This is a genomic window from Novosphingobium sp. FG137 (genome assembly GCF_057809735.1).
This window is the reverse complement of record NZ_JBMDKN010000003.1, coordinates 371,352-397,365: the sequence shown is the minus strand read 5'-3', so window position 1 is coordinate 397,365 and position 26,014 is coordinate 371,352. Positions and strand designations below refer to the sequence as shown.

Sequence of the window (26,014 nt, the reverse complement as noted above, 5' to 3'; positions counted from 1 at the left end):
AGGCAAAATGGTTGAGGTTCCTGCCCCCACCGGGCCAGAAGCCCGCCGCTGGCTGGTGACCGGGGCATCGCGCGGCATTGGCCACGCAGTTGCCGCGCTCGCCGCCAGCCGGGGCGAGCGGGTCTGCATCGTCGGCCGCGATCGTGGCATTGCCGGGATCGCGGCGGCGATCGGCGGAGACGTCTTTGGCATTTCCGCAGACGTGACCAAGGCTGATGACGTCGCGCGCATTGCCGCAGAGGTCGATGCGCGGTGGGGCGGGCTCGATGTGCTTGTCAACAATGCCGGGCTGCACCGCGGCGGCGGGCTCGATCGGATCGCGGACGAGGACTGGGAAGCGACGCTCGCCACCAATCTCACCGCCCCGATGCGGATGATCCGTGCGCTGGCCGGGCTGATGCCCGCAGGCGGATCGGTGGTGAACGTGGGCGCGGTGGTCGGCTTCAGGGGGTTTCCGGGCGATAGCTGCTACGGGGCTTCCAAGGCCGGCCTGACGGGCCTTACGCGCGTGCTTGCCGTGGAACTCGCGCGGCGGCAGATCCGGGTCAACATGGTCGTGCCCGGCTTCGTGATGACCGAGATGACCGCGACCATTTCCGAACGCGCGCGCAAGGCCATCATCAGCCGCATTCCGCTCCAGCGCATGGGCACGCTCGAGGAAATGGCGGACGTGTGCTGGTCCGTCGCGGGCTCGAGCTACATGACCGGGTCCGTCGTGTTCACCGACGGAGGCCTGATGTGCAACCTGTAGACGCCGAAAGGCGCCTGCAGGCATGGCTGGAAGAGGCGACCGGACGCACGGATATCGCGCCTGGTCCGGTGCTCGCCGGCGGCAATTCCAATGTCACTCGCCTGATCGAAAGCCGCGAAGGCCGGCTCGTGCTGCGCCATCCGCCGGTCAACGTGATCTCGGACAAGGCCGCTGCCGGGATCGAGCGCGAGTACCGCGTCATCTCCGCGCTGGCAGGGCTTGCGCCCGTGCCCAAAGCGGTGGCGTGGTGCGGCGATCCCGCGATTATCGGCCAGCCGTTCGCGGTCACCGAATGGGTGGAAGGCCTCTCACTCACCGAGCACCTCCCCGCCGGCTGGCCCGATACCGACGAGACGGTGAACCGGCTCGGCCTCGCCGTGGTCGAAGGCATTGGCCGCGTCCATGCGGTAGATTGGCGCACAATTCTCCCGCCCGATTTCGCGCGGCCCGAAGGCTTCGTGCAGCGGCAGGTCGAACGCTGGCTCAAGGTGCGCGCGGCGGACCGCGTGCGCGATCTTCCGCTGATGGAGGAGATTGGCGCATGGCTGCTCGCCAACCAGCCCGCCAGCGGCAGGGAGAGCGTGATCCATTGCGACTACCACCTCGATAACTGCCTCGTCGCGCCTGACCAGCCCGAGCTGCGCGTCATCCTCGATTGGGAGATGGCGACCTTGGGCGATCCGCTCGTCGATCTCGGCCTCTGCCTGTTCTTCTGGCAGCGCGACCCTGAGGCCGAGCGCGGCTTTCCTTTCGTGCAGGGCCTGACCAACCGGCCGGGCGCCCTCCCCGCGCGCGCACTGGCCGAGCATTGGTCCGCCGTAACGGGCTTCGACCACTACCACATCGACTACTACATCGTATTCGCCGCATGGCGTCTTGCCGCCATCGTCGAAGGGGCATGGGTGCTTCACGCGGGCGGCAAGGTCGACACCGCCTATTCGCGCGGCCTCGAACGCGATGTGCCCGCCCTGCTTTGCGAAGCGGCAGCGATCCTCGAACAGGGGAAAGTGCGGTGAAGGCAACGATGATGGATCATCCGCTTTCAACGCAGATGATCTTCGATCGCGGCGAGCGCCTGTTCGGCCAGAGCCGCGTGGTTTCCTTCGACGGCACCGCCACCCGGACGCGCAGCTTTGCCGAAACTGCCGCCCGCGCGCGCCATCTGGCCGGAGCGCTGGCGGCGCTGGGTCTGCCAGCTGGAGAGCCAGTCGCGACCTATTGCTGGAACTCGCCCGCACACCTTGAAGCCTATCTCGCGGTCCCGGCCATGGGCGCGGTGCTCCATACGCTCAATGTACGGCTGCCAGCGGAGCAGATCCGCTACATCATGAACCATGCCGCAGACCGCGCGCTGCTGGTCGATGCGGTGCTGCTCGATGCCGTCGCGCCGGTGCTCGGCGAATGCCCGGCGCTCGCCCATGTCATCGTCATCGGCGACGCCCCGGAGCGCATCGAAGGATTTGCCGGCCAGCTTCACAGCTATGAGGACCTGATCGCCAGCGCCGCGCCGATGCGGGCATGGCCGCAGCTCGTCGAGACCGACGCGGCGGCGATCTGCTACACATCGGGCACCACCGGCCTGCCCAAGGGCGTCGCCTATTCGCACCGCTCGGTCTGGCTCCACAGCCTTGCCTCGATGGCGGCGGATACCTTCGCGATTTCGAACCGCGACCGCATCCTAATGGTCCCGCCGATGTTCCATGCCAATGCCTGGGGCATGCCCTATTCGGGCTGGCTTGCGGGCAGCGACCTGATCCTGCCCGGCCCCCACCTCCAGAGCGCGCATCTTGCCCGCCTCATCGCGCAGGAGCGCCCGACCTTGATGGCGGCGGTGCCCACGATCCTCAACGATCTGCTTCAGGCCCACGCCAAAGCACCGCTCGACCTGTCCTCGTTCCGCACCATCGTCTCGGGCGGCTCGGCGGTCTCGGCCAGCCTGATCGAGCGGGTGAAGGCGGCATGGGGCGTGGATGTCGTGCAAGGCTGGGGCATGACCGAGACGAGCCCGATGTGCGTCCTCTCGTTCCCCCCGCGCGAAACCGGCCCTGAGGGCGAGACCCCATGGCGTGCAAAGGCCGGGCGGCCCGTCCCCGGCATGCATGTGCGGATCGTAGATGACGAAGACCGCCCGCTTCCCGAAGACGGCAAGGCCATGGGTCACCTTCAACTGCGCGGACCATGGGTGACCGGCGGCTATCTGCACGAGGCGCCGGAGGATACCCGCCTCACCGCCGATGGCTGGCTGAGGACCGGCGATGTCGGCCGGATCGATGCGCTCAGCTTTGTCGAGGTGACGGACCGCGCCAAGGACCTCATCAAGTCGGGCGGTGAGTGGATTTCCTCGGCCGATCTCGAGACCGCGATCGCCGCGCTGCCCGGCGTGGCCGAGGCCGCCGTCTTCGCGATCCCCGATCCGCGCTGGGAGGAACGCCCGCTCGCGGTCGTGGTCGCCGAGGCCGGTTCACAAGTTGTCCCCGCCGCATTGCGTGCCGGCCTCAGGGAGCGGTTTGCCAGATTCATGATACCCGAGTATTGGGCACATGCGGACTTCATCCCGAGGACCAGTGTCGGCAAGTTCGACAAGAAGACACTCAGGGAGCAGTTCGAAGCCGGAGGGATGACTGTCATCGTGGAAACTGGGTTCACCTCCGGAGACTAGGTTTGAACGTGAATATCTCCCCTCCCGGCGAACTTCCGGTCGAGCGCCCGAGGCTGACCCAGGGCGAACGCACCGCGCTTTCGGACGCGCGCATGTTCGAGGCGGCCATGCACCTCATCTGCGAGCATGGCACGCACAACACCACGCTCAAGGAAGTGGGCGAACGCGCCGGCTACAGCCGCGGTCTTGCCAGCAATCGCTTCGGTTCAAAGGAAACGCTGTTCGGCTTCCTGGTGCGGGACTTCAACGAGAAGTGGGCGGCAGAGCTGCGCCGCTTCGTCGGGAAAAACACTGGGCTTGCTGCCATCGAAGGCGCGCTCGATGCGGTGGAGTTCTTCCTGCTCAACCGCACCAAGCAGATGCAGGCGATGTATATCCTGTGGTTTGAATCGATCAGCAGCTACCCGCTGGTCCGCCGCCGCCTTGCCGCCAACCACATCGCCTATCGCAAGGATACGGCGCGCTGGCTGGCGCAGGCGATCAGCGATGGCGAAGTGCGCCCCGGTGTCGATCCGGAAAGCTTTGCGGTGGAATTCAGCGCGTTCATCTTCGGTCTCGTCTACCAATGGCTGGCCAATCCTTCCGCGATCAACCTGCACACCCTCATGCAGCACTACCGTGACAACACGATCAGCATGCTGCGGCGAACCACGAGCTGACGGAAGAGGCGCGGCTGGAAGTCATGCGCCGAGCAACGCCCGCCGGATGCGGTTGCGGTCCTTGGCGGGCGGGAGACCAAAGAACCGCGCATAGTCGCGGGTGAACTGCGCGACACTATCAAAGCCAACCGCGTGGCCAGCCTGGGCCACGCTGCCGCCTGCTCTGATTAGCGCCGAGCGCGCGTGCAGCAGGCGCAGCCGCTTCTGGAACTGGACAGGACTCAGCCCCGTCGCTGCCTTGAACTGGCGGTGGAATGCGGACTTGCTGAGTGCGGCGATGTCCGCCAGCTCCGCCACCGCGATGGGCCGCGCGAAATGGCGGCAGATGTATGCGATCGCGCGGCCGATGCGCGCTTGCATCGGATCGGGGACGAGCGCGATGGTTTGCCGGCGATCTGAGGCACGATCGTGCAAATCGCGAGCAGGATCGCACAAAGACAGGTTCATGGCCGGCCGGGTACTGACCAGCGACAGACAATCGCTGGAGGAATCCCCATGCAGACCGTTATCATCACAGGCGCCAGTCGCGGCATTGGCCGCGATATTGCCCGCGCCTGCGCCGCGAAAGGGATGGCCGTCATCGCCACCTACCGCACTGGCAAGGACGAAGCCCAAGCCCTCGTGCGGCAGATCGCACAGGACGGCGGTGAAGCAGCCGCGCTCTATCTTGATGTGGCACGCAGCGATACTTTCGCCGCGTTTCGTGATGAAGTGCGCCGCCTGCTCGCCGATCGCTGGGGCGCCAGTGCCCTCGGCGCGCTGGTCAACAATGCCGGTGAAGGCGGATTCGAGCCGATCGAAACCTTCAGCGAGGAGGCGTTCGATGCGCTCTACCGCGTCCACCTCAAAGGTCCGTTCTTCCTGACCCAGGCGCTGCTGCCGCTCTTTGCCCACGGAGGTTCGATCGTGAACATCGGCAGCGCGACCACCCGCGTCGCCAGCGTAGGCGTCGCGCCCTATGCCGCGTTCAAGGGCGGGCTGGAGACGCTCACCCGCTACATGGCCAAGGAGTTTGGCCCGCGCGGCATCCGCGTCAACACCGTCGCGCCCGGCGCCGTCCACACCGGGCTGGCGGGGGGCATTCCTGCCGAGTTCGTGACGATGGTCGAGCGCGAGACCGCGCTTGCCCGGGTCGGCGAAGTGGAGGACATTTCGGGCGTGGTTGCCGCGCTGCTCGGGCCGGAAATGGCCTGGGTCAACGCCCAGCGCATCGAAGTTTCGGGCGGCTACTTCATCTAGGCAGGAGCAACGCACATGGACGACACCACCCTTATCAGCAATGTGCTCGGGCTGTACGCACGCGCGCATGATGCCCGCGATGCAGATGCCATGGCCGATCTGTTCGCTGAAGATGCCACAATCGAGATATTCAACGCGGCCGGCGATGAGCTGACGCCGATCGGCACACTGCAAGGAAGGCGGGCGATCCATGGTGCTGTCGGACAGATGATGCTGCCGCACGGCCGTGGAGAGTGGAGCCAGAACATCATTTCTGCGCCGATCATCACGATCACTGGCGATGTCGCAATCGTCGACGCCCAGTTCATGGTCTTCGCCATTGCCGCAACACTCGAACCCGCAGACGGCTGGCCGCAGGGCACGTTCGGCGCGCAGGGCACGATCACGCCAATCGAGGCCGGTCAGTACTTCCCCAGGCTCGAGCGGCGCGATGGCCGCTGGCTGATCAACGCGATGCGGATCGTGCACCGCCTGCCCATGGCTTTCGCCTGAGCAAGCGGCATCACTCGCCATGGGCTGAAATGGCCCCCGGCTCATAGCGTCGGACCATCAAACGCGGTGGCTTCGGAGCGTGACCGCCAAGGCGCGATATCGGCCGCAACCATCGCCAGCTTGCGATCGATCCGCACCAGCGCATCGCGACCCAGTGGCAGGCGCAGCGGGGGTGCTTCGGCCAGAATGGCCTGCATCAGCAGCGCCATTCCGCGTGCCGGATCGCCGGGCTGTGCGCCGTTGTTGGCGGCGCTGAAATCGCGGGTCGCGCCGCTGGTCGGCTCATAGGCAGCGAGGCGCGTCGCCCCAGCGGTGATCGAGCGGCCCAGAAACGCCGTGCGGAACGCGCCGGGCTCGACGATGATCACCTTGATCTCGAACGGCGCGACTTCCTCCGCAAGCGCTTCGGAAAGGCCTTCGACCGCGAACTTGCTGGCGTTGTAGAGGCCGAAACCCTGCCGGCCGGTGAAGCCGCCGACCGACGACAGGTTCACGATCCGGCCGCCCCCACTGCGCCGCATCAGCGGCAGCGCGGCACGGGTCGTCTCGATCAGGCCGAACAGGTTGGTCTCGAACATCGGGCGATATTCGTGCGGCTCCAGTTCCTCAACCGCGCCGATCAGGCCGAAACCGGCGTTGTTGACCAGCACGTCGAGCCGCCCGAACCGCTCCCCGATGGCGGCGACAGCAGCGGCCGGGCCATGGCGGTCGGTCACATCCAGTGCAAAGGGCATCAGGTGCTGCGGATAGCGCTCGCCAAGGTCGGCGAGTGCGGCGGGATTGCGGGCGGCGGCGACAACGGCATCGCCGCGTGCCAGCGCCAGTTCGGCAAGGATCCGGCCAAAACCAGAGGATGCGCCGGTTATGAGCCAGACTTTATCGGAGTTGGGGCCAGAGTGGGAGGCTGGGTTTGGAGTGCTCATGGTCTCTTCCTCAATCAATCGAGATGGCGATCTTGCCGCGCTGGCGTTCGGCGCCGTTGCGCCCCAGCACGGCGTCGTAGGCAGCTGCCGCTTCGGCCAGCGTGAAGCTGCGCGGATCGAGCCGGGGAAGCAGTTGCCCGCCTTCGGCAAGGGCAGCGGCGGCTTCCAGGATCTTGCCGAAATGGGCGCGGCCTTCATCCGCCAGCAGCGCGTGGAGCGTGAAGACGCCCGAATAGGTCGCCTGCTTGAACGAAAGCGGCGCCAGCGGATGCGTGCCCCAGCCGAGGCAGCTGACCACATGGCCCAGCCGCCGCACCGCCTTGAACGCGGCATCGAGCATCGCCCCGCCGCCGGTATCATAGACGACATCGAAGCCCGCGCCGCCGGTGTGCTCGGCAACAAAGTCCTCGACCGGCTGCTCCGCGTCGATCGGCACCGCGCCGAGGCCCCGCAGATACTCATGATCAGGGCGGAACGCAGTGGCATAGACCTTTGCGCCGTGGGCCAGCGCGATCTGCACTGCGACATGGCCAACCCCGCCAGCACCGCCCAGCACGAGCACCGTCTGCCCCGGGCGGATCCCGGCCCGGTCGATCAGGCCTTCCCAGGCAGTGATCACCACCAGCGGCAGCACCGCCGCCTCGCGCATTGTCAGATTGGCGGGCTTGTGCGCCAGCAGCCGCGCATCGGCCGCGACATACTGTGCCTGCGAGCCCTGCATCCCGGCCACTCCGCCGGTGAAGCCGTAGACTTCGTCGCCGGGCGCAAAGCCCGAAACGCCGCTGCCGACCTTTTCGACCACCCCGGCAAGGTCCATGCCGAGCACGGCGGGCAAGGCCTGACGGGCGTGGGCGGCCTGCCCGGCGCGGATCTTGGCATCGAGCGGATTGGTGCCGCTGGCCTGCACGCGCACCAGCACTTGCCGGCTGGCCGGAACCGGGCGGGCGATTTCGCGGATGATGAAGGGACCATCGGCGGTTTCGACGATGGCAGCGAGCATGGTATTGTGGGACATGGTCTTTCTCCTCGTGATGGCCCGAGGATGACCGGTTCAGACTTGAACTGAAATCCAAATGAATGCATGATATTCATTCAATTTTGAATGGATCAGGCGATGCCAACACCCCCTCTCGAATGGAGCGATCTGCCGGTGTTCCTCGCCATCGCGCGCGAGGGTACGCTTGGCCGCGCCGCGCGCCGGATCGGGCAATCGCAGCCCACGATGGGGCGGCGGCTGCGCGCGCTTGAGGAAGCGATCGGTCTCACGCTGTTCCAGCGCAGCAGCGATGGCTTCGTCCTCACCGACGACGGCGCGGTCATGCTGCGCCACGCCGAGCGGATGGAGGCCGAAGCGCAGGCGCTGGCGCGCGAACTGGCGGGGAGCGAAGCGGGGCTGGAGGGCATGTTGCGGCTGACCTGCTCCGACTGGTTCGGGCGGATCGTGCTCGCGCCCGTGCTCGCGGAATTCCACCGGCGGCATCCGGGCGTCGTGGTCGAAACGCTCACCGATGCGCGGGTCTACAGCCTTGCGCGGCGCGAGGCCGATCTGGTGTTCCGCATCACCGGGTTCGACGAGCCGGAGGTGATCGCACGGCGGCTGATAACGATGCCCTATGCGGTCTATACGCAAGCCGGCGGCGCGAAACCCGGGGCGGGCGATGGCAGGGCCTGGCCGGTGGTCGTGATGGATACCGCCTTCAGCGCAATGCCCGATGTCGATTGGTTGATGCAGTCGCTGCCGGGCGCACGGATCGCCGCGCGGAGCAACAGCCGCGACATGCAGGCACAGCTCTGTGCATTGGGCGTGGGGCTCGCCGTGTTGCCCATACCCCTCGGGCAGGCCACACCGGGGATCGAGGCTGTAGACCTGGGGCTCGCGCCGCCCTCGCGGGACACCTGGCTCGGCTATCACCGCGACATGAAACGCCAGCCGCGCCTGCGCGCGCTGCTTGATCTCGTGCTGGAGCGTCTAGCGACGCACCGCTAGCTTGCAGTGCCCAGTCTCGCCCATGCCAATTCGGCAAATTCGCACAGCAGCGGGCGGGTGTCGCGCGGATCGATGATGTCCTCCACGGCATAGCGTTCGGCGGTGCGGAAGGGCGAGCGCACCCTGTTCAGACGCTCGCGGATCGCGGCGAGATGCGCGGCCGGGTCCTCAGCCTGTTCGAGCTCGGACTTGTAGGCCACTTCGATCCCGCCCTCGATCGGCAAGCTGCCCCAGTCGCCCGAAGGCCAGGCGAAGCGGTACTGGAACTCGTCCGCATTGCTCATCGCGCTCCCCGCGATGCCATAGGCGCGCCGCACGATGACCGAAGCGAGCGGGACCGTCGCGCGGTAGATCGCGTTCATCGCCTGCACGCCATAGCGGATCGTGCCGCTGGTTTCGGCGGCCAGGCCGATCATGAAACCGGGATTGTCGACGAGATGGACGATCGGCAGGCGGAACTGGTCTGCCAGCTTGACGAAGCGCTCGACCTTCTCGGATGTGCGGGCTTCCCACGATCCGCCGAGGAACGAAGGATCGCTGGCGAGCAGCGCCACCGGCCAGCCGTCGAACCGGGCAAAGGCGGTGATCGCGGCGCGGCCCCACTGGCGGCCCATTTCAAACACGCTGCCCTTGTCGGCCACGGCTTCGGCCACCTTGCGCATCGAATAGACCTGCCTGGAATCACGCGGGACGGCGGAGAGGAGGAACTCCTCGCGGCGATCGACGCGGTCGCGCGGCTTGGTGCGCGGGGCAGGCTGGCCGACGCGGCTGGGCAGGTAGGAGAGGAAACGGCGGGCGCGCTGGAACGCCTCGGCTTCGCTCGCCACTTCGTCATCCACCACGCCGTTGCGGGTGTGGATCGCGCTGCCGCCCAGACTTTCCTTGTCGCTCGCCTCGCCCAGCGCCTCGACCACCGCCGGCCCGGCTGCAAAGAGCTGCGAGAGCCCTTTCACCATCAGCGAGTAGTGGCTCGCCACCACGCGCGCCGCGCCCAGCCCCGCTGTCGGCCCGAGCGCGAGGGCAACCACGGGCACGGTATCGAGGTTGCGGATCACATCGGACCAGCCGGGGACCGCCGGCACGTATGTCGCGCCGATTTCCTCCAGCGTGCGCACCGAGCCGCCGCCGCCGGTTCCGTCGACCATGCGGATGATCGGGATGCCCAAGGTGTGGGCCATCTTTTCGCACTGCGTGAACTTGCGATGGATGGCAGCATCTGCAGCCCCGCCGCGCACGGTGAAATCATCGGCGGACGCGACCACCGGGCGGCCTTCGATGTCGGCGCGGCCGAAGATCAGGTTCGAAGCGCTGAGGTCAGTCAGGTCGCCCGCAGCATTGTAGTGCCCCTTGCCGGCGATCTTGCCAATCTCACGGAAGGACCCAGCGTCGACGAGCCCTGCGATCCGCGCCCGCGCATCAAGCTTGCCCCGCCCATGCTGGCGCGCGACCTTTTCGGCCCCGCCCATCTTCTCGGCCATGGCCTCGCGGCGGCGCAATTCATCGATTTCGGCTTGCCAGGTCATCGCTTGGTCTCTCCCGGCAAGCGATGTGGCATGTCCCGCGGCGACGGGAAAGGGGCACTGATCGATTCGAGTCGCCAGGTTACAAATGTGTAGTTTATTCCGAGTTAACCTATAGTATTCGCGGATAGACTGTGTTTTTTGCGCGACGATCTACAGTTGACACTCCTGCAAAAAATCACATATTTTGACACGGTTCGAATACGGGTCGAACAACGTTCCTTCGAGGAACGAAGCAAAAAACGCACATTTTCAGCGGTTTCGCCACATATTTTGCCAACGGGATCGCCGTATGTGACGGTTCCGGGGGTCGAGGCGTCTTGTCGGCGAATTTTATCTGATTTCCCCTATTTTTCCGGATTAGCACCGGTAGTCAGCCCTTTTTACTCTCCGACAACATGCCTGTTGCTGGAGTTTACTGTCTCCTTTTGCTTCGACCGATCATCCATCGGCCGAAAACCCTCGGGTGCGCCAGAAACGGTCAGCACCGCCCGGACTTGCAAGGAAGCGCGCCATGCCCGTCAGCCTCACCTATCCCGGTGTATACGTTCAGGAAATTCCCAGCGGTGTCAGGACGATAACCGGCGTCGGCACATCGATCGGCCTCTTTGTCGGGCGCACGCTGAAAGGCCCGCTCTACGATCCGATCCAGTGCCTGAGCATCGAGGATTTCGAGCGTGCATTCACCAGCCAGAACGCTGGCGGCGATCTCGCCCGCGCCGTCCGGCTGTTTTTCCAGAACGGCGGAACCCAGTGCTACGTCTCGCGCATCGCCGACGAAATGGGCGCCAAGACCGTCAAGGCGGCCAAGGTCCAGCTGCTGACCGAAAGCAAGCTGCCGTCGCTCGATATCACCGCGCGGTCCCCCGGCGCGCTGGGCAACGATATCCGCATCGGCGTCAGCTATGGCACCGGCGATCCGGAGGCGACCTTCAACATGGAAGTGTTCCGCTGGGCCAGAAGCAGCACCGGCGCGGATACCAGGGTCGATGGCGAATACTACGTCGGCCTCAGCATGAACCCGGCTAGTCCGCGCTATGCAGCCGACATCCTGACCCAGCAATCGCAGCTCGTCACCGCGGTCGATTCCAGTGCTGCACCGGGCGGCCCCGGCTTCTCGCAAGGGGGGCGTCCCATCGCTGCGGCATCGAACGCCATCCTGCGCAGCGAGCTCATCGCGCTGTTCGGCAAGACGGCATCCCGCACCAACTTTCAGTTCCGCATTTCGGTCGATGGCGGCCCGGCGCAGCTGGTCGATCTCGGCGATCTCGATTTCACCGTCGCCCCGCTGCTCAACCCCGCGACCATCCAGACGAACATCCGCACCGCGCTTGCCGCGCTCATCAACGCGCGGGTGAGCCCGTCAGTGGTGACGGTCACCCTGGAGACCGGACCTGCCGGGCAAACCGGCGAGAACAATCAGACGACCAAGCTGCTGCGCATCGCATCGGCCAATGGTGACGTGAAGATCTTCCCCGGCCCGAACCCGGCGACCGACATTGCCGCCGCACTCATGCTGGGAACCGCGCAGGGCGGCGCGGAAGTATCGCGCTGGGCTGCCAGCCGGCCCGCCCCCAGCGGCATCGTGTTCGCGCCCAACCACGCTGCCGGAACAAACGCCATCGCCTTTGCCGAACTCAAGCAGACCGGCGGCACCGCACTAGGCAAGATCACCATCGGCGGAGTCGACGTGCCGCTCGGTCCTCTGCTCGCGACCACGCCGACAGCAGTGGCGGCGCCGGCCTTGCCCATCGCCGATCCCCGCTTCTTCCAGGACCGCAACAGCGCCAAACCGGCCGCGCCCCCCGATCCGGTTTCGGACGGCGTACGCGAGAAGCTGGGGCTCATCGCCGCCGCCATCCAGGGCATGCGAGCAGCCAATCCCTTGTTCCCCTGGACGGCAGAGGTCTGGGGTTCGCGTCTGGCGATCCTCCCCGTCAGCGGCCCCGACACCCTTTCGGCGGCCGTAACCACCTCGGGGACCGACATCGGCGCCAGCTTCAACCAGAACACCCGGTATTACAGCCTCGGCAGCGCCGGCGGCGCGTTCCAGGCGGGCGTCGTTGCCGGGGTCAACGGCGGGCCGCCCAGCGCGGCAGACTACGAGCGCGCCTATCAGACGGCCGACCGCGAGATCGACTTGTTCAATCTGCTCGTTCTGCCAAAGGATTCAGGCCATTCCGATGCAACCAGCCGCGCCCTGTGGGGGCCGGCCAGCATCTTCTGCCAGCGCCGCCGCGCGTTCCTGATCATGGATCCGCCGTCCGACTGGACCGATTCCCAAAAGGCTGCAGGTCCGACGGTCGGCGTCGACACGCTGCGCATCGGCCTCGTCAAGGACTACGCGGCGGTGTTCTACCCGAACCTCAAGATCACCGAGGCGGGCAAGGACGTGTTCGTGGGGCCAAGCGGCGCGATCGCGGGCCTGATGGCGCGGATCGATGCCGCGCGCGGGGTGTGGAAAGCACCCGCCGGGACCGAGGCCGATCTGCGCGGGGTGACCGGGGTCCAGTACCGGTTCACCGACGGCGAAAACGGGGTGATGAACCCCAAGGGCATCAACACCATCCGCGTTTTCCCCAACGGCATCGTCAACTGGGGCGCCCGCACCATGGACGGCGACGATGGCTTCGCCTCCGAATACAAGTACGTGCCGATCCGGCGGCTGGCGCTCTACATCGAGGAGAGCCTCTACCGCGGCGTCAAATGGGTCGTGTTCGAACCCAACGATGAATCGCTCTGGGCGCAGATCCGGCTGAACGTGGGCGCGTTCATGAACAACCTGTTCCGCCAGGGGGCCTTCCAGGGCCAGTCGCCCAGGGACGCCTACTTCGTGAAGTGCGACGCCAGCACGACCACCCAGAACGACCGGAACCTCGGCATCGTCAACATCGTCGTCGGTTTCGCCCCGCTGAAGCCTGCCGAGTTCGTCGTGCTGACGCTGCAGCAGATGGCCGGACAGATCCAGGTCTGACACCTTCCGAAAGGGTCTTTCAATGGTCCAGTTTCCCGTAAATACCCACCGGTTCGATCCCTACAAGAACATGAAATTCCGTGTGAAATGGGATGGCCGCTATGTCGCGGGGGTATCGAAGGTCTCCGCGCTCAAGCGCAGCACCGAGATCGTCTCCCACCGCGAAGGCGGCGATGCCAGCACCTCGCGCCATTCGCCCTCGGTCTGGAAATTCGAGCCGATCACGCTCGAGCGCGGAGTCACCCACGATCTCGAATTCGAGGACTGGGCGAACAAGGTCTATACGGTCGAAGGCGGCATTGTTCAGACGCTCAAGGGCTTTCGCAAGGATATCCTCATCGAACTGCTCAACGAGCAGGGGGTGATCGCCAAGACCTACAAGGTCTTCCGCTGCTGGGTTTCCGAGTATCAGGCCCTGCCCGAGCTCGATGCCAACGGGCATGCCGTGGCGTTCGAACACATCGTCATCCAGAACGAAGGCTGGGTGCGCGATCTCGATGTTGCTGAACCTGCCGAGACATGACCGTGGGCGCGCGCGCTTGGGCCGAGCGCGTGATCCCACGCGCCAGCTTTCCGGAATCGCAAACTCTTCGCCTGCGTGAGCCGACCGGCCACGACGAGCTTTCGCTTGATGGCATCGACACGCGCGCGGCAGCCCGGTTGCTTGCCCGGCTGGCCGATCCACCGGGTGCCGTTGCCGCGCTTTCAGCCAGCGACCGCGACAGGCTGCTGGCGGTGCTGCACCGGGGGCTGTGGGGTGATCGCATCATCTCCTCGCTCGAATGCCCCGCCTGCGCAGCGCCTTACGATCTCTCGTTCACGCTCTCCGAACTGCAGCAACAGATCGAAAGCAACCGCGCGCCCGGCACCGTGATCGCCCTGCGTACGGTTCAGGATAGCACTGGTGCGGTCATCCACCTGCCGGATGCGGAGGAGGAGGATGCCGCAGCGCTTGGCGGGCATCAGGCCGGTCTGGCACTGCTCGCCGCCGCCATGCTTGGCGATCACGGCAAAGGCCTCACCGATCTCGACGGACGGCTCGATGCATTGGCGCCGCTGCTCGATGTGGATCTCGAGGCCCCTTGCGCCGAGTGCGGCCACCCGGCGCTGGCACGGTTCGATATCCAGACTTTCACCCTCCAGCGCCTGCTGGACGAACGCGAGGCAGTTCTCGGCGAGGTCCACGAGCTTGCCAGCGGCTACCACTGGGGGCTTTCCGAAATCCTTGGCCTGCCGCGCGGCGTGCGGCGCGCCTTTGCGCTCCGGCTGGGGGGCGGCGCATGAACTACCGCGAGCGCCTGCTCAGCCGCGCGGCAGCCGTGCCGCGATCAGGCGGCGAAGCGCCGTTCGATCCCTTTGCGCAAGTCGCCGCCTGGCTGCCTGAGGAGGCGCCGCTGGTCCCGGCCAGACCGCCAGCCGCTGCCGCCTTCCCGCCTGAGCACCGCACATCGGTCCGGGTGGACCAGCCAATGGCGCAGTTGCCCGATCCGCCTGCATCGCCGCTCAGGCCAAGCCTGCCGGTTTCGCTTCTGCCTGAGAGCGCCACACCCCGCGCCCCGGCAGTGGCACCGGATGCGCCAGCCGCAACACAAGCCGCCGCCGCGCAATCGGTTGCCCCGCCCGATCCGCTGGCCATGGCTGATGCGTTCTTCAACCAGATCGCACCGCGCATCACGCGATCGCCCGTGCGCACAGCAGGCCCGGATATGCCCACTACGCAGCCGGCGCAGGCCAGCCAGCAATCCGCGCCTGCCAACGCCCCGACCATGCGCGTCACCCCATTGGCACCGCCCGCACCGCCTGCCCCGCAGCAGCCCGTGCGCGCGCTCGTTCCGCCAAAGCCTCCGGCAGCCCCTCTGCCGCGAGCCCCTTCCGCAGCCGCCGCGCGCCCTGCCGCGGTGGCAGAACCCAAAGCCCATCCACCAAAGGCTGAAGCCGCTCGCAAGCCTGCTCCGTCGCCCATCGAGACTGCAGGCACTGCCCGCGTCGTCGCCGTCGCCTCGGCCGCCGCGCCGCGCAGCGATCTGGCCCACAGCCTCGGCATCCTGCGCTTCGGGATCGGACAAGGCTGATCGCCATGGCGCTGCTCGATCTCAGCCTCGTCACGCGCTGCTTCACTACGCTGCTCAGCGAGCGGCTGCCGGCCTTTCCCGTCTGGCCCGGGTCGGCCACGCTCAATGTCTCGGCCGGTCCGCCCGATGCGGTGAACGGCGCACACGCGCTCAGCTTCTATCTCTATCATGTGCGCGAGGCCGCCCACACGGTAGCGCAGGACTGGCCCGCCGGCGGCGAGAATCCGCTGCGGCTGAAGCCGATGGGGCTGACGCTGTCCTACGTGCTCACCCCGCGCTCCAACATTGCCGATGCCAACCTCAGGGCGCTCGCCGACCAGCTGATGATGGGTCTTGCGCTCAAGACCCTGCGCGACACCGCGAAGATCGACGACACGACCATCGCTATCGGGAAAAGCGGCCCGGTGCTGGTGATGCCGACCGGTATGCGCGGCCACCGCAACATGCTGCGCGCCACCCTGCGGCCAACCGAAGCGACCGAAGCTGCGCAGTATTGGCAGGCGGGCACGGGTCCGGTGCGCCTTGCCGCCTACTACGAAGTCGCCGCCACCCTGCTCGAGCCTGAGGAAACCACGACCCGCAGCAGCCGCGTGCTCATGGTCGGCGTCCACACCTTCGTGCGCGGCGAACCGCGCATCGATGCGGTGACCAACACGCTCGAATTCACGCCCCCGGGTGAGACGGAGGCGCGGCGGATCGACATGTCGCCGGCGTCGGTGCCCTATGGCGGACGGCTTGCGATTTCTGGTGCTGATCTCAAGGGCGACAGCACGGCGCTGCTGCTCACGCACCGCGACTGGAGCGATCCGGTGGTCGCCGATGCCGCGTGGAAACTGGCAACCGATGGTTCGGTGCTGAGCGTGGATGTCCAGCCCACCGTGAGCGGCACTGCGGTGCTGCCGGGGATCTATGGCGCGATGGTCCGCACCACGGCGCGCAAGACCCTGCCCGATGGATCGCAGCGCGATTTCGATGCGGTCTCGAACCAGATCGGCTTCGCGATCGCACCCGCCATCCTGTCCGTGACGGACGGCACAGTGCGGACGATCAAGGTCGACCGGTTCCAGCCGCACCTGCTGGCAGATGGCGACCTCATGGTCTTTGCCGGCGCCGAACGGCTGACCCGCAGCGCGACTTCACCGCCAGGGCCCGGGCAGTTCCACACGCCCTCCTCGCCCGCCGCCGCGACGACGACCCTGCGCTTTCGCTTTCCCGCCAGCGCCGTGCCGGGCAGCGTCCTGCCGATCCGGCTCATCGTCCGTTCGGCCGAATCCGGCCCCTGGTGGGAGACCGTGCCATGACGGTCCAGCCAGTCGGCGATGCTGAAGCAAACGCGGTCGATCCCGTGGGCGAGCGCCTTCATGAGCAGGACCGGGTGCTTGCCGCGCTCGATGGGGCGTCTGTCCCGCCGCCGCTGCCCGAGGGACGGCTGAACCGGCTGGCAGACCTCTTCGTGCTCGATGCGCTGGAACGCGATATCCTCGCCGTGCTCTGGACCGCCGCCTACGACCCCGCGCTTCGGGCCGCGCTGGTGGCGCGCGAGGCATCGTCGGGGCACGTCACCGTCCTCCTCGTCAGCAGCCTGTTCGGCCACGCGCTGAGGCCGCGCCTGCCAAGCGGGTCGCCCTTGCTGCTGTGGCGGCTGGTGCAGGAACATGCGCTGGTCGATGGCGGTGCGGCGCTTTCGCTGGACCCTGCCATTCTCGCGTGGCTCGGCGGCGATCATGAGCTCGACCGGGCGCTCGCCGGGCGGGCGCAGATCCTTCCCCTCGGGCCGGAACTTGCCGAGTGGCCGCTCGATACCATCGCGAGCAACCTGCGCGCGGGCCTTAACGCGGGGCGGCGCACGCGCATCCGCCTCGTCACCGAAGACCGGCTGGCCGCGCGCTGGTTTGCCGCCGCGCTCGGCCGGCGGATCGGTTTGCCGGTGCTTGCCGTCGATGCCGGCGCTCTTGCCGCAGCAGACGAAGCCGCCGTGCGCCTGCACCGGCAGGCCTTCCTTGATGGCTGCGTCCCGTTCTTCGCCGCCACCGATGCGGACCTCGCCGCGCCCTCCGGCGTTGCCTGTTATCCGGTGCAGATCGTTCATGGCGGCGGCTCGCCGCTCCCCGCCGATCCGGATTTCGATGACCGCGATGTGGTTCCAGCTGCACCCGGCCCGGCCGAGCGCGAAAGGCTGTGGCGGATGCTGCTGCCGCAAAGCGCGAAGTGGCCGGTGGGAAAGCTCGCCGATCTGGCGCTGTGCCACGATGCCTCGATCGGGCAAATCGCCGGCGTGGCCGCCACTCGCCCGGTCAGCGCCGCCGCCGCCAGCCTCGCCCTGCGCGACCATCTGCGCGGGGAATGCGGCCCGCTGACGCGGCGCATTTATGCCGCCTTCAGCTGGGACGATCTCGTGCTGCGCGATGCGACCCGCGCCCGGCTCGAGGAAGTGACCTTCGAAGCGCGCGAACGGCTGCGGCTCTGGGCCGAACCGGCAGCGGCGCGGCTGTTTCCCTATGGCCGCGGCCTCGTGGCCCTGTTTGCGGGGCCTCCCGGCACCGGCAAGACAATGGCCGCCAACGTGATTGCCGCCGATCTCGGGCTCGATCTGCTCGCGGTCGATCTCTCTGCGGTCGTCAGCAAATGGGTGGGCGAGACCGCGCAGCACCTCCAGCAGCTCCTCGGCTCGCGCGCTGCGCAGCGTTCAGTGCTGTTCTTCGACGAGGCCGACGCGCTCTATGCCAAGCGAGTCGAGGACGTGCACAACGCCAACGATCGCTTCGCCAATTACGACAGCAGCGTGCTGATGACCGCGCTGGAGGCCTATCCCGGCATCGTCATTCTGGCGACCAACCTCAAGGCCAACATCGACAGCGCCTTCCTGCGCCGCATCCGCCACATCGTCGATTTCCACGCGCCGGATGCGCCAGCGCGTGCGGAAATCTGGCGTAAGGCGATTGCCGCGCTGTTTCCGCGTGCGCAGGCCCGCAAGCTCGATCCGCAACTTGCCCGCGTGGCCGAGATCGAGGCGAGCGGGGCGCTGATCAAGAACGCCGCGCTTTCGGCGGCCTTCAGCGCGCGGCGCACAGGCTCGCCGCCCACGGCGCGCCTGCTCGGCGAGATGCTGGCGCGCGAACTCGGCAAGGAAGGGGTCAGCCTCTCGGACCGCGATCTTGCCGCGGCGCTGGGTGAGCCGGGATGACCGCGCCTGCCCGCTCCCCGCGCCGCACCGGCGGCCACGGCGCGCCGCCACGACCAGCCTTCGCGCTGCGCCATCGTACTGCGCACGAGCGGCAGGCCGACCAGCGCGGTGCGGGCTATGCGCGCGGCGAAGGCGGCCTTTCGCGAGGGCTCTCAGCGGCTCCGGCTGCCGGTTTCACCGCGCCCGGAAGCGTCGGCGCGCCGCTTGATCCCGCCTTGCTCGGCTCGCTGGAGGCCGCCTTTGCAGCGGACCTGCGGGCCGTGCGCATTCACCGCGATGTCGCCGCCGGGTCAGCGGTTTCCGCGCTTGGTGCCAGCGCCTTTGCCAGCGGAACGGCGATCTACTTCGCACCCGGCCGCTTCGATCCGGGCGCCCCTGCCGGACGCGCGCTGATCGGCCACGAGATCACCCACGTGCTGCAGCAGACCGGGCGGCGCAACGCGCGCGGTCTGCTGGCGGCACAGCCTCTCTTCGGCAGCGGGCCGGTCCAGTGCGCGCCGGGGCCTGCCAACGCGGCGGACGAGGCGCTCAACGACGAAGTGCGCAGCAAGGCGGCCAAGCTGGCCGGCGGGATCGATATCGGCACCCGCTTTGCCAAGCTCGAACTGCTGAGCGCGGCGACCGGCACGGCCAGCGCCATCGCCGTGCTCGACCGCCATCTCGCGACCGAACCCGATGCCGCGATGAAGGAAGAGATCGCCGCAATCCGCGCGGCCATCGATGGGCAGGACAGCGATGCGGCCCTCGCCGCCCTGCGCGAGCGCGCAAAGCTTGCCGACCGAGCCGCCTTCGGCGCGTTTTACCACGATTGCTTCAAGGCGCTCGGCGCCAATGCCGATGCCGCCGCCATGGCTGGCGACAAGCCCCCCACAGTCACCGCGTTCGGCAGTTGGTCTTTTTACGAAGCGACGCGCCCGGCCAATGCTTCGTGGGTCATCGCCGAGCTGACCAGGCACCCCGTGGCGAAGAAATACTACCCCGCCGCTGTCGTCGCGGTGGCGCGAAACGATTTTTACGGGCTCGGCCGTGTCGGCCAGAACCTCGATCCCGCCGGCAAGTTCGACGAGACAATCGGTGCCGCCATCGCCGAGGCACTGCTCTACAACCCGCTCATGCCGCACGAGCGCACCGCTGTCGCGCTCCGGGCGCTCGCGGCGTTCGATACCGTGCGTCTCCAGACGTTCGGCGCCATCGAAACGCTGCTCAAGGGCTCAAAGGATCCGCTCGAACGGTTCAAGCTCAAGCGCCGGGTCATGGAAATCTATGCGGACAAGCAGGGCCTCGCCAACCTTGCCCGCAATGCGAAAGTCGAGCCCGAAGTCATCGCCATCGCCGCCGATGCCGGGGCGCGCATCGCGCCGATTGCTGCGCGCTCGGCCGAGGCATGGCGGCGGATCGAGGCCGCGACTGCCGCTTCGGACACCCCGCAGCCCGGAGCCGCCAAGGAACAGGTGATCATGGCGGACGCCCTGCGCAAGGCGATCCGCGCGCGCGTCGGGTCGATCAAGGGGCTCGCGAAAGTCGAACCCGGGCTGATCGCAGCGCTGGGAATTGCGGCCCGGCTCGAAAACGGCGGCCTGCCCTCGGGCACGACGCTCGCGCGCAACCGCAAGGCTGCCGCCGCCGCCGTCGCGCAGGTGACCTTCGCCATCGACAGCGCTTTCGCTGCGCGCGAAAAGTCGCTCGACCTGCGCGAGCTACCCGCGATTGATCCCAAGAGCGCCGATCCGGCCCGCGATGTGGCTGCAGCGGTCACCGACGACATGGTCTACGGCATCCTGCTGCTCAGCCTCTACCGGCTGGAAAGCCGCTTGCTGCAGGCAGCAAAAGCGCCCGAAACGGCCGCAGACGAGACCGCGCGGATCCGCCAGCAGGATGAGGCGGCGCTCGGCTATCGCCGCATGCTGGAGCTGTTTTTCGATACGGCCAGCCTGTTCGGGTATGATCGCCTCACCAAGGCGATCTTTGCCGATTATCTGGCCGAACAGGCGGGCGTGACGCGCAGCTATGTCGCGCTGCTGGAGCCTTTCCAGCCCGTGCCGGCCACGCTGGCGGAATTCGCGAAGGACTTCCCGCCCGGCGAGATCAAGGGCTTCCCGGTGTCCGGCGCGGCGATGATCGAGCTTGTCTACTCGGCCTACTACGGCACCCTGCTCACCCAGCTGCAGGCGGCGCTGAAGGATCAGGCGGGCGTCAACACGGTGCTGCCCGATGGTTCGATCCGCCACACGCCTGTCGTCAATATCGCGCTGGGCGCGACGGAAGATCTCTTCAAGGTCCCGGCCCGCTATCGGGTGCCCAAGGAATCGACGATCCTCTTCGTGCGGCCCGGCGAGGACCGCAAGCGCGTGCCCGAACTGCTGGTGCGCAAACAGGGGAAGGCGCCCGAACGCGACCATCCGGTGGTCGAGGCATTGACCAGCACACTCAAACCCGACGAACTCTATGTCGCGCCGCTTCTCTATGAAGCCCATCTCGATGGGTACACGGGATGGGTCATCGGCGGACTTGGCGATCTGGCCGAGACCCTCGCCAATTTGCCCGGCGTGCCCGATCTGGTCACCGACAAGGGAACTGTGCTCGGCTGGCCAGACAGCTTCGAGGGTGGCCCCAGATTGTGGCTGATCACGCTCGCCAGGCTGACATCCGACCGCGCCGGCGCGAATGCCGCCGTCCTCAGCCAGATGCGCAGCGATCTGGCCTCGCTTGCCGGGCCGCTGCGCCGGGCGACCAATATCGAGCGCCGCTACGTCGGGCCGCTGATCGCCGCGCAATGGGAGCGAGTGCAAAAATCCCTGCTCAAGGACCCGAACGCCTTCTTCGACGCTCCGCGCCGCGCGCTGGAGCTGACGCAGATCTTCGCCGGCAACGTCCAGCCTTCGACCAGTGCCGAACAGAAGCTGCAGATGACCGCGCTGATGCTCGAACTCGCGCCGGTGCTCACGCGCAAACTCGGCTCCTCGACCGTGATCGGCGAAAGCATCCGCATCGCGGGCACCGACCGGTTCGACATCATCTTGCCGCTCCATCGCCATATCGATGGTGCCGCCGCCTTCGCCGGCAACCCCGCCAACGCGCAGCTCCTCGCAAAGCTGGAATTGACTTTCCCGGCCGAGGACCTCGACCGCCGCGTCCGCATCCTGCGCACGCTGGCGGGCGAATTCGCTGCGACGGTCAAGGAGCATCAGGCCGATTCCGTCGTCGTCCAGGGGCTCAAGAGCGAGAACGTTCTGCGCATCGCCGGTCGCGGCTTCGTGCTCAAAGGCTCCGATGGTTCGCCCGACGGGGCCGGCGAATCCTTCGATGCCGGCAACGCGGTCTACCAGCTGATCACGGTGCACGAGACCTTTACTTACGAACCGGAAATGCTGGGGGTGCCCTCGGTCGTCGAATGGGAGCGCGAGGCGATCGGCACGCGCAACCTCATTATCAACGGCAAGGCCAACAAACCCGGCGACCCGCGCGTGCATCTGGTGACGATCATGCGCACCGACAACCGCACTGGCAAGACCGAGCAGAAGGAGATCTGGTCCGACGATACGCAGCTGCTGTCCGAACTCGGCTACGCGCTCGATCTGCATATCACCCTGCGCAATCTAGAGATCCTCGGCGAAGTCCTGACCGAGGGCGCCAGCATGCTGACGCTGGCCATCCAGATCGCATTTGCCGAAGTACCGGGCGTTTCCGAAGCCCTTGCCGCCGCCGAGATCACCGGATCGATCCTGCAATTCTGGGGCAGCGGCGAATACGCGATGATCAAGTCGGTCCTCAACGGCGATGTCGGCCCGCTGTTCGAGAAGCTGGCCGGCCAGATCAGCCAGGACCTCTCGCGCGAAGTGCTCTGGGGCTGGCTGGTGCTGGGCGACCCGACACCGCCGACCTTTGCCGCGATCGAGGGGGCGATGGCCCTCGCCGGCCGGATGGGCGTGCTCAAGGGCAAGGCCAATTCGGGCGACGAGGCCAAGGACAGCTCGATCAAGCGGGTCGTCGCAGGCCTCCTCGGCGGCGGGAGCAAGCTCGTCCACGGGGCCGAGACGATGCACCAGTACACCAGCTTTGCGATGCACAAGGTGGAGCTGGGCATTCAGGGCTCACCCTGGGCCGCGCTCATCATGCGCGTGATCGCGCGCAACCTCTACCGGCTCGAAGGCGTCTCGCTGAAGGAATTCGGCATCGACAAGGCCGCCGATGCGCTGGAGGAATTCAAGGCGGTCTACCAGCGCTTCGACGGCATCATCGAGGGGCTGGCGAACTTCGAGCTGCCGAGCGAACTGGTGCCGCTAGAGGCGATCATCGAGATGGTCCTCAATTTCGTCATCGACCACCTGCCGCTCAAGTACCGCAAGCCGATCCAGCTCGTTCGCAGCGTCGTCAACGCGACGCCGATGCGCAAGGTCTATGACGAACTGTTCAAGACCGTTGCCGACGAGATGCGCAAGGCCAGCATCGATCCCAACATTCTCTGGCGCGACTACGTCAAGGCCTCGCTCGATCCCTATCTCAAGCTCGCCGGGCAGGAAATCACCGACGAATGGCACGCCCTGCTGATCCGCGTGCCGTTCCTGAAGTCGATCCCCAAGCTGACGGTGCCCGATCTGGCGACATCGTTCGTGACCGGCGACGTTGCGCCCAAGCTTGCGGACGGGGCGGCCATGCCGCCGGCGCCGCCGCAGCTTCCCGCCGGCCGCGGCGCGGCGCTGGGCTCGGGCGATCGCGCGGCGGCGCAGCGCGGCTATGGCCACGATTTCGCGCATGTGCGGGTGCATCAGGGCGGCGCGGTCGATAGCAGCCTCAGGGCATCGGGGGCGCGCGCGGCGACCAGCGGCAGCCATGTCTATCTCGACAGCGCAGTGACGACCGGTGGCGGCGGCGGGCGCGATGTGCTCCATCACGAGCTAGCGCACGTGCTGCAGCAGACCGGGCCGCGCCCGCTCGGCACGCGCCATTCGGCACAGCCGGTCTCCGGCAGTGCCGACTCCGGCCCGGCGCGCTGGCGCATCGATCGCGGGGCCGAACGCCAGGCCGATCGCCTTGCGCAGGCGTCGCGCGATCCGGCCCCGGCGCCGCGCCCGGTCAGCCACGGCGCGGGCATCGCCCCAAGCCTCACCGATATTGCCGAGAAGTTCTTCCTGAAGCTGGGCGATTCCACCTCGCTGGAGGAAAACGCGGCCACGCTGAAGAAGACGCCCCCGCGCGCTGCCGACGTTAACAAGGCCGCGCCGGGGCTGCGCGCGACATTGTCCGAAAAGCTGACCGAAGCGCTCGGCCCCAAGGGCTCGGCCGGATCGCGCATCACCTTCAAGGATCCGTTTGACGCCGCCGCCGATGCGATCCGCGAGTATATCCTGACGAACCGGAAGCAGGATGTCGCCGATGGCATTCCCCACCTGCTCGGCGGCGCCTTGCAGGACGTGAAGATCAAGTCCGACGCGGGCACGACGAAGGCCAAGACCGAAACCGCGCCGATCCTCAACGTCGGCCGGCTCGAAACCCTGCTCGAAGAGTTCTTCTTCGGCGTCACCGGCGTCTCGGTCGATATCGAGTTCAACACCAGCAAGCAGCCCGGGCCCGACGGCAGGAAGCGCGACACGATCACGCTCGACGATCCGTTCAAGACCTTTGCGGTCACCTACCTCCACCTGCCGATGATCGGCGGCACTGCCAAGCTGTGGGATGACGTGATCGACGTTACTTTCCCCAAGGCTGGTGCGAAGCGGGCGATCTATCAGGCCAAGACGCGGCTGGCATTGCAGGGCCTGCAGCCGGGGCCGGGTATCTTCACCACCACGAGCGGCAAGAAAGGCAAGGCGCTGACGCTTGGCAACAAGGCCAAGACGCTCGCCGAAGCCTATGTCAATCCGCCGCCGACGCGCGATCTGCCGGGCGATGCCGTGCCAACATGGGCCGAATACACCGATACCAAGCCCGGCAAGCGCACGGTTCACGGCGGCAAGGACTATGGCCAGATCGGGCTGCGGCTCGGCACGTATGGCCAGAAGGACAATCCGGACCAGCAGAAGGGCACCGATCGGGCCTCGCACCACACCGTGCAGTATCTGCTCATCGAATATCTGGTGAACACCAAGGACCGGCATCAGCCTTTCCCGCATTCGCTCGGGCTCTATCCCAACATAAAGGCTGCCTCGGACGGACGGGTCGCGACCATCGGCAATGCGCCGGGGGCGACCGACGGGATCCGGGTGGCCGCGAACGACAGCGGCGACCGCGGGCCGAACATGCCCACGATCCTGCTTTCCGTGCACGCCCACACGCTCGGCAACGTCCACGTTTCGGTGGAGCCCGACGACCTGCCGAACGCAGGACCATCGCAGGGCGCGGCGATTCACGGGAAGTTCCGCACCTTCCTCGGCGATCATGCCGCAGCCGTTGCCGACAAGAAGGGCCTGCAGGCCCTCGCCGCCCAGCGCGCGGGCAAGACCTTCGCCAAGGGTGATCTGCCCAGGGTCAAGGGCAAGCCGGTGACCGATGCCGAGCTCAGCACCGCGATCTTCACTGCCGCGTGCAAGTCCTACACCTGGATGCAGGATCACATGAACACCAAGCTCAAGACCGCGCTCGATAAGCACGAGATCGATTACTACAACTCGCTGGTGAATGCCTCGGGCAAGAAGACCGGCTCCACCGTGCCGCCGGCCTACAAGCCAGAGTCCGTCAGCTCGGATGTCCTGAAAGAGGTCAAGAAAGCCCAAGTCGCAGCGTTCGAATCCGCCGCATTCGGCTTCGAAAGGCGGTGATGCGATGACCTATCCGAACGGCCCGCTGCTGCTCAAGGGAGCCCTGATCTACTTCGGCGCACCGATGCTGGTGCCGCTGCCCAACATCATCATGTTCCAGTACAATCCCGAAACGCTGACACGCTCGCTCACCCCGTGGCAGCCCCCGGCCAAGCGCGTCTACGAAGAGCGCAAGGACGGCGTTCTCACCAACGAAGCCGAGGTCAAGGCCTACCGCGACAGCCAGATCGCGCTTTCGCAGCCCTACGACCCGCAGGAGACCTTTTCGCTGGTCCTTGAGGTCGATGCGACCGACGCGCTGGAGACGCCCGAGAGCCATCCCGTGGCCTTGCTGGCGGGGGTCGCGGACCGGCTCGCGGCGATCGAGATGCTGATGTACCCGCCCGGCGACAGCCTGCTCGGCAATCTGCTCGGCTCGGTCAGCGTCTCGATCGGCGCGGGCGGGATGGAAGTGGGCGGCGGTGCCAGTCTCGAGCCCGCGCTCGAACGCCGTGACGCGCCGATCGTGCTGTTCTTCTGGGGGCCCGGACGCATCGTACCGGTGCGGATCAAGTCGCTCTCGATCGACGAGCAGGCGTTCTCGCCGACGCTCTACCCGATCCGCGCGAAAGCGACGATCGGCGTGCAGGTGCTGACCGAGGACGATCTGGTGCAGGTCACCGGCGATCCGGCAACCGGCGCCGCCGCCGCGCTGGCAGTCGCCTGCTACAAGTTCACGCGTGGCCAGAAGGAAGTCCTCGCCACCGCGAACCTCGCCAATGCCGTCGAATCCATCGTCGGCATGTTGCCACTCTAACAG

At 66.9% G+C, this 26,014-nt stretch carries 19 protein-coding genes; 15 read left to right on the top strand and 4 right to left on the bottom strand.

Translation table 11 applies throughout. From position 1 onward, the window contains the following. Window positions 1–7 precede the first annotated feature (7 nt). The 4 genes from ACODS2_RS11410 to ACODS2_RS11395 are packed head-to-tail and all read left to right on the top strand — an operon-like array spanning window position 8 to window position 4,069. Window positions 8–751, top strand: coding sequence for an SDR family NAD(P)-dependent oxidoreductase (locus ACODS2_RS11410; RefSeq protein ID WP_488998907.1), 744 nt, complete (start codon window positions 8–10; stop codon window positions 749–751). Beyond that, window positions 739–1,767 (top strand): phosphotransferase family protein, encoded by a 1,029-nt coding sequence (locus ACODS2_RS11405; RefSeq protein ID WP_488998906.1) that lies wholly within the window; start codon window positions 739–741, stop codon window positions 1,765–1,767. The genes ACODS2_RS11410 and ACODS2_RS11405 overlap by 13 nt, the downstream gene beginning before the upstream one ends. Beyond that, entirely contained in the window at window positions 1,764–3,410 is a 1,647-nt protein-coding gene (locus tag ACODS2_RS11400) for a long-chain-fatty-acid--CoA ligase (protein ID WP_488998905.1), read from the top strand. The genes ACODS2_RS11405 and ACODS2_RS11400 overlap by 4 nt, the downstream gene beginning before the upstream one ends. Before the next feature lie 8 nt (window positions 3,411–3,418). Further along, entirely contained in the window at window positions 3,419–4,069 is a 651-nt protein-coding gene (locus tag ACODS2_RS11395) for a TetR/AcrR family transcriptional regulator (protein WP_298174028.1), read from the top strand. A gap of 21 nt (window positions 4,070–4,090) precedes the next feature. Here ACODS2_RS11395 and ACODS2_RS11390 read toward each other — a convergent pair whose 3' ends face one another. Next, window positions 4,091–4,429 carry a helix-turn-helix domain-containing protein gene (locus ACODS2_RS11390; RefSeq protein WP_488998904.1) on the bottom strand — a complete coding sequence of 113 codons (339 nt, stop codon included), beginning with the start codon at window positions 4,427–4,429 and terminating at the stop codon, window positions 4,091–4,093. A gap of 135 nt (window positions 4,430–4,564) precedes the next feature. Here ACODS2_RS11390 and ACODS2_RS11385 point away from each other — a divergent pair, with 135 nt between their 5' ends. Further along, window positions 4,565–5,308, top strand: coding sequence for an SDR family NAD(P)-dependent oxidoreductase (locus ACODS2_RS11385; RefSeq protein WP_488998903.1), 744 nt, complete (start codon window positions 4,565–4,567; stop codon window positions 5,306–5,308). Window positions 5,309–5,323: 15 nt separating this feature from the next. Then, complete coding sequence (locus tag ACODS2_RS11380) at window positions 5,324–5,800, top strand: nuclear transport factor 2 family protein (RefSeq protein WP_488998902.1); 477 nt, start codon at window positions 5,324–5,326, stop codon at window positions 5,798–5,800. Between the two features lie 41 nt (window positions 5,801–5,841). Here the strand turns inward: ACODS2_RS11380 and ACODS2_RS11375 are convergent, their stop codons facing one another. Next, window positions 5,842–6,723 (bottom strand): oxidoreductase, encoded by an 882-nt coding sequence (locus tag ACODS2_RS11375; protein ID WP_488998901.1) that lies wholly within the window; start codon window positions 6,721–6,723, stop codon window positions 5,842–5,844. A gap of 10 nt (window positions 6,724–6,733) precedes the next feature. After that, window positions 6,734–7,738, bottom strand: a complete 1,005-nt coding sequence (locus ACODS2_RS11370) for an alcohol dehydrogenase catalytic domain-containing protein (protein WP_488998900.1) — start codon at window positions 7,736–7,738, stop codon at window positions 6,734–6,736. Window positions 7,739–7,837: 99 nt separating this feature from the next. On the opposite strand from ACODS2_RS11370, the gene ACODS2_RS11365 reads away from it, so the two are divergent. After that, window positions 7,838–8,710 (top strand): LysR family transcriptional regulator, encoded by an 873-nt coding sequence (locus tag ACODS2_RS11365; protein WP_488998899.1) that lies wholly within the window; start codon window positions 7,838–7,840, stop codon window positions 8,708–8,710. Here ACODS2_RS11365 and ACODS2_RS11360 read toward each other — a convergent pair. Beyond that, window positions 8,707–10,233, bottom strand: coding sequence for an acyl-CoA carboxylase subunit beta (locus ACODS2_RS11360; protein WP_488998898.1), 1,527 nt, complete (start codon window positions 10,231–10,233; stop codon window positions 8,707–8,709). The two genes, ACODS2_RS11365 and ACODS2_RS11360, sit on opposite strands and share 4 nt — an antisense overlap. Window positions 10,234–10,744: 511 nt before the next feature. Here ACODS2_RS11360 and ACODS2_RS11355 point away from each other — a divergent pair. Genes ACODS2_RS11355 through ACODS2_RS11320 form a run of 8 tightly spaced genes read left to right on the top strand, consistent with a single transcriptional unit; the run spans window position 10,745 to window position 26,011 of the window. Next, entirely contained in the window at window positions 10,745–13,204 is a 2,460-nt protein-coding gene (locus ACODS2_RS11355) for a phage tail sheath family protein (protein WP_488998897.1), read from the top strand. A gap of 22 nt (window positions 13,205–13,226) precedes the next feature. Continuing rightward, window positions 13,227–13,727, top strand: a complete 501-nt coding sequence (locus ACODS2_RS11350; RefSeq protein WP_298174010.1) for a phage tail protein — start codon at window positions 13,227–13,229, stop codon at window positions 13,725–13,727. Further along, on the top strand, window positions 13,724–14,488 hold the full coding sequence (locus tag ACODS2_RS11345) for a hypothetical protein (protein WP_488998896.1): 765 nt from the start codon (window positions 13,724–13,726) through the stop codon (window positions 14,486–14,488). Before ACODS2_RS11350 ends, ACODS2_RS11345 begins: the two co-directional genes overlap by 4 nt. Then, window positions 14,485–15,276, top strand: a complete 792-nt coding sequence (locus ACODS2_RS11340; RefSeq protein ID WP_488998895.1) for a hypothetical protein — start codon at window positions 14,485–14,487, stop codon at window positions 15,274–15,276. Before ACODS2_RS11345 ends, ACODS2_RS11340 begins: the two co-directional genes overlap by 4 nt. A 5-nt stretch (window positions 15,277–15,281) precedes the next feature. Continuing rightward, a complete protein-coding gene (locus tag ACODS2_RS11335; protein ID WP_488998894.1) occupies window positions 15,282–16,577 on the top strand; it encodes a Pvc16 family protein in 1,296 nt (431 codons plus the stop codon). Beyond that, the gene (locus ACODS2_RS11330; RefSeq protein ID WP_488998893.1) at window positions 16,574–18,460 is read left to right on the top strand and encodes an ATP-binding protein; all 1,887 of its coding nucleotides are present in this window, start codon (window positions 16,574–16,576) and stop codon (window positions 18,458–18,460) included. Before ACODS2_RS11335 ends, ACODS2_RS11330 begins: the two co-directional genes overlap by 4 nt. Next, on the top strand, window positions 18,457–25,215 hold the full coding sequence (locus tag ACODS2_RS11325; protein ID WP_488998892.1) for an eCIS core domain-containing protein: 6,759 nt from the start codon (window positions 18,457–18,459) through the stop codon (window positions 25,213–25,215). Before ACODS2_RS11330 ends, ACODS2_RS11325 begins: the two co-directional genes overlap by 4 nt. 4 nt (window positions 25,216–25,219) lie before the next feature. Beyond that, window positions 25,220–26,011 (top strand): hypothetical protein, encoded by a 792-nt coding sequence (locus tag ACODS2_RS11320; protein WP_488998891.1) that lies wholly within the window; start codon window positions 25,220–25,222, stop codon window positions 26,009–26,011. Window positions 26,012–26,014: the final 3 nt, after the last annotated feature.